Genomic DNA, 2,551 nt, shown 5'->3' on the forward strand with positions numbered 1-2,551 from the left:
AGGCGGCTGCCCCGCCCACGGCCCCTGCCCGACCCACAGCGGCTGCTCCACCACCCCCACCCCACCTCGGATCCTGGACGAACCCCAGCTCGGACCCGGGCGGGGCGAGCAGGTCCTCCGCGCGGCGGGCGGGCCGGGCGTGGCTCGTCGCGCTCCCGGGCTCGACCTCGCGCACGACGGCCTCTGGCCTGCCGAACAACCGGAACCCCGACATGTGCTGCGTCCCCTCGCGAGTCGAACGAGGGGAGGTTAGGAAGCCGGGGCGGCTCCCGCGGCCGATCCCGGAACCCGTTCACGATCGTGAACGGGACCGGTCCAGGTCGAGGGTCAGGCGGGCAGTGCCCAGGAGTGCACGGGCTCGTTGGCCTCCGAGAACTCCAGGTACCGCTCCAGCATCCCGGCCAGCGCACCGGCCCGGCTGGATCCGCGCCGCTCCAGCGCCGCGACCGTCTGCAGCTGCCAGGTCGCCCCGGTCCGCCCCGTCACACACCGCTGCTCGATCACCGAGAGGTACCGGTCCTGGACCGCGGTGCTGACCCCCCAGCGGGAGAGGCCCTCGTGGGCGAGGGGCAGCAGCTTGCGCAGGGCCAGCTCGTCCGGCTTGATCCAGCCGGTCCCCGGCCAGTAGAGCGGGGCGTCCATGCCGTGCCGGGCGGCCGTGGTGAAGTTCTCCTCGGCGGCCTCGAAGGACATCGACTGCCACAGCGGGCGGTCCGCCTCCACCAGCACACGCAGCAGCCCGTAGAAGAACAGCGCGTTCGCCACCATGTCGACGGCGGTCGGCCCGGCGGGCAGCACCCGGTTCTCCAGGCGGATGTGCGGTTGGCCGTCCGCCACGTCGTAGACGGGGCGGTTCCACCGCCAGATCGTGCCGTTGTGCAGCCGCAGCTCGTCGAGGTCGGGGACGCCGCCCTCGCGCAGGGTGGTGATCGGGTCCGAGTCCCCGGGGAACGGGACGATCCCCGGGAAGTACCGCGCGTTCTCCGCGAACAGGTCCAGCACGGAGGAGATCCAGCGCTCACCGAACCACACCCGCGGCCGGACGCCCTGGTTGCGCAGCTCGACCGTCCGGACGTCGCAGGCCTGGGTGAACAGCGGGATCCGGGTCTCGGCCCAGAGCCGCGAGCCGAGCAGGAAGGGCGAGTTCGCGCCGAGCCCGAGCTGCACGCCGGCGAGGCACTGCGCCGCGTTCCAGTAGGCCGGGAACGAGCTGGGCGAGACCTGGAGGTGCAGCTGCATCGAGGTGCAGGCGGCCTCGGGCACGATCGTCTCGAAGTCGGCGGTGAGCCGCTCGGCGGCGACGGCGTGCTTGCCGCCCGGGTCCCCGCCGGAGATGTCGACGTGGATGGGCTCGCCCCGCGCCGCCAGCATCTGCTCGTTGAGCACGGCGTACCGGTCGTCAGCCGAGATCGACTCCGCGACGAGGTGGCTGCGGTCCAGGGTGGGCAGGATCCCGATCATGGCGAGCTGGGACTTGCAGTCCCGGGCCTTGGCGCGGGCGACGGCCAGCTCGTCGAGCAGCTCGTGCTCGAGATGGCGCCACTGGTCACCGGGCAGTGGGCGGGGCGGGAGGTTGAGCTCGATGTTCCACCGGCCGAGCTCGGTCTGGTACTCCGACCCGCCGATGGCCTCCAGCACCTCGCGGCCGGTCATGGCGGGGGAGAGTGCCTCGTCGACGAGGTTGAGCTCGACCTCGATGCCCGTCATCGGATCGTCTTCGGCGAACGGGTGCTCCCGCAGCATCGTCGTCAACGCCTCGAGGCAACGCTGCACCTTGGCTCGATACCGCTGGCGTTCCCGCCGACTGAACCGGGTCCGGTCGACGTCCTGGCCCATGCTGTCCCGAAGCCTCCTACCTGCCTGCCCCTTCGGGGCCGCGACTATCCACCGTGGCACATCCCCGAACATGGCGGTACCGGCTGACCGGGCGACCCGGTGCGACGAACGGCAGGCGACCTGGGACGATCGGTCATCGTGGCCATCATCACGACCGTCGCCGACCCCGCCGACCCGCGGCTCGACGACTATCGCGACCTCACGACGGCGGACCGTCGCCCCGACCGTCCGGGTGGCCGAGGGCTGGTGATCGCCGAAGGGGTCGTCGTCGTCCGCCGCCTGCTGGACTCGCCCTACCCCGTCCGGTCCCTGCTGGGGGTACCCAGGCGGATCGAGGAGCTCTCCGCCGAGCTGGCGCACCTCGACGTCCCGGCCTACGCCGCCGACGCGGACACGATGGCCACGACCGTCGGCTTCCACCTCAACCGCGGGGTGCTGGCGGTGGCGGACCGGGCGGCCCCGGTCGACGCGGCCACCCTCGCCCGCTCCGCCCGGGTCCTCGCCGTCTGCGAGGCGGTCAACGACCACGAGAACCTGGGCTCGCTGTTCCGCAACGCCGCCGCACTCGGCGTCGACGGGATCCTGCTCGGCCCCCGCTGCGCCGACCCGCTCTACCGGCGCTCGGTCCGGGTCTCGATGGGGCACGTGCTGCGGGTGCCGTTCGCGCACCTGCCGGACCCCTGGCCGGACTCCCTGGAGCTCCTCCGTGGGGCGG

At 72.8% G+C, this 2,551-nt stretch carries 3 protein-coding genes; 1 reads left to right on the forward strand and 2 read right to left on the reverse strand.

The window, feature by feature from the left end; genetic code table 11:
• On the reverse strand, positions 1–214 hold a 214-nt coding region (locus H5J29_RS34480; protein WP_220188064.1), incomplete at its 3' end, for a hypothetical protein.
• Between the two features lie 113 nt (positions 215–327).
• Positions 328–1,836 carry a glutamate-cysteine ligase family protein gene (locus H5J29_RS28935; RefSeq protein WP_181784148.1) on the reverse strand — a complete coding sequence of 503 codons (1,509 nt, stop codon included), beginning with the start codon at positions 1,834–1,836 and terminating at the stop codon, positions 328–330.
• A gap of 138 nt (positions 1,837–1,974) precedes the next feature.
• Here H5J29_RS28935 and H5J29_RS28940 point away from each other — a divergent pair.
• Positions 1,975–2,551: TrmH family RNA methyltransferase (locus H5J29_RS28940; RefSeq protein WP_181784149.1), on the forward strand; the 577-nt coding region annotated here is incomplete at its 3' end.

It is taken from the genome of Pseudonocardia pini (assembly GCF_013870575.1).
In the GTDB taxonomy this organism is placed as follows: domain Bacteria; phylum Actinomycetota; class Actinomycetes; order Mycobacteriales; family Pseudonocardiaceae; genus Pseudonocardia; species Pseudonocardia pini.